The 2158-nt window shown below is 36.8% G+C and carries 2 protein-coding genes; both read left to right on the top strand.

The window, feature by feature from the left end; translation table 11 throughout:
• Nucleotides 1-70: 70 nt before the first annotated feature.
• Nucleotides 71-844, top strand: coding sequence for a PEP-CTERM sorting domain-containing protein (locus F6K49_RS43030; RefSeq protein ID WP_293107724.1), 774 nt, complete (start codon nucleotides 71-73; stop codon nucleotides 842-844).
• Between the two features lie 472 nt (nucleotides 845-1316).
• Nucleotides 1317-1931 (top strand): hypothetical protein, encoded by a 615-nt coding sequence (locus F6K49_RS43025; protein WP_293107721.1) that lies wholly within the window; start codon nucleotides 1317-1319, stop codon nucleotides 1929-1931.
• The last annotated feature ends 227 nt before the right edge of the window (nucleotides 1932-2158 follow it).

The following is a 2158-nucleotide window of genomic DNA, read 5'->3' as shown; positions in this document are numbered from 1 at the left end:
TAAATCTTAATTGCCCACTTAGCGGTGCAATTAACTCAATTTATCTACTTACTCAACCAGGAGAATTCCTTTGATTAATTTTTCTAAACATAATGGTGTTGTTACTACTGCTATCGCTTTAAGCTCTGCTACTGTTGGAGTTTTACCGGCTGCTGCTTTCCAGATAATCAAGCATGAATTCAGTGGCACACTTGAATTGTTGTCTTATTCTATAATCTATGAGCCTATAATCTATGAGCCTACATGGTTGTCTATAAGCCCTTTTCCTCGTATCGATGTTACTCTGATAGAAGAGTTTATTCCAAAAACTAAAGATTACGAAGGATTTGTTGAGTACACTACTGAAGGGGAATTACTCTCTTGGTTTCTTGATGTAGAAGGTTCATTGCCACTAGGTTCTGATACCCTTGAACCTTTTCCTTCTTCTCCCACTATTACTTCTCCCACTATTACTTCTTCTACTATTACTTTGGTTCCTATAGACCCTCCTCCTATTATTCCTTGTTTTAGCATTGACCCTTGTATTCCCGTTGACCCTCGCCCTAGTATCCTTTTTTTCTCTACCCCTGATAATTGGACTCTAGATATCGATTTTGAGAGGTATTTTTACACAGATTATCAAACCATTACCTGGAACAGAAAGTCAGGAATTAGGTTTACTCCTGACTCAGACTCATTTTTGTCAACTATCTATGTTGATCCCAATCCTAATTTTAAGGAAACCATTACCAACGATCCGTCAAAGGCAGATCCAACCAGTGTACCTGAACCTGCTTCTGGATTAGCGCTACTGGGACTTACTGCTTTAGGTGCTGGTTCATTGTTGAGAAAAAAGGATAAATAATAAGGGATTATTTTTCAGGATTATTTCAGAGTTATAGACTCTAATTATAGAGCAATTTTAGTCCATTTTTATGGACTTTTTTTTATGTTAGAATAATCTCTAAACTTAATTTTAAGTATAAATACCTGTAATAGCTAACACAAGTGTAAGTGAGTGGATCGACATCGCGAAAGAAAGAACAAAACAGGCAAAGGCTATCCTAAAAAAATAGAAGTCAGTAATTTTGCGTATAAGTTGATTTAATATTTTTACTGTCGTCACCCTTTGTGATAGTCTAATTTTAGCAAAGGTGATCGAGTTATTTTTTGTCACAGAATAATAATTCGGCATAAAGGTTAAAGTTTTACCAGGTTAAATCGTCTTATCAATTCTTCGGTGCTTGAGATTTTTTGGAAACTATCCAAAATCTTAATTGCCCACTTAGCGGTGCAATTAACTCAATTTATCTACTTACTCAACCAGGAGAATTCCTTTGATTAATTTTTCTAAACATAATGGTGTTGTTACTACTGCTATTGCTTTAATCTCTGCTACTATTGGAGTTTTACCGGCTGCTGCTGAGCAAATCATTAACCAAGAATTCAGCGGTGAACTTGAATTGTCGGATTTTTTTAGTTTTCTGCCAGAGCCTCCTCCCCAAACTAGAAATTACGAGGGGTTTGTTGAGTACAATACTGAAGGGGAATTACTCTCTTGGTCTCTTGATGTAGAAGATTTAAGGCAAGTCAGTTCTGATCTGAATCTTGAACCCCCTCGTTCTCCTCTTTTTATTTCTTTTGGAAACTTTATTACTACCTTTGACGCTACCCCTGATAGTTGGACTCTAGATATCGATTTTGGGAGGGCTACTGACAGAGGTGCTTATATCCTTACCTGGGACAGACAGTCAGGAATTACGTTTAATATTGGGGGTACTCGAGGAACTGATATTACCTATGTTGATCCCAATCCTAATTTTAAGGAAACCATCACCAACGATCCGTCAAAGCCAGATCCAACCAGTGTACCTGAACCTGTGTCTGGATTAGCGCTACTGGGACTTACTGCTTTAGGGGCTGGTTCAGTTTTGAAAAAAAAGGATAAATAATGAGGGATTATTGTTAAGTCGTCTTTCAGAGTTATAGACCCTAAGTATAGAGCGAGTTAAGTCCATTATTATGGACTTTTTTTTGTGTTATAATCTATCCAATTAATTGTAATTATACTTGTAATGGATCCTAATAATTCCAAAGACTGGCTAGATATTGCAAATGAACGGGCGGCAGATGCAGAGGCTATACTCAAAAATAGAAGTCAATCAATTGGATCAGTTTA

This window comes from Moorena sp. SIO3I6 (genome assembly GCF_010672095.1).
The sequence above is the reverse complement of the archived record's forward strand: the minus strand, read 5'-3'. Positions and strand labels throughout refer to the sequence as shown.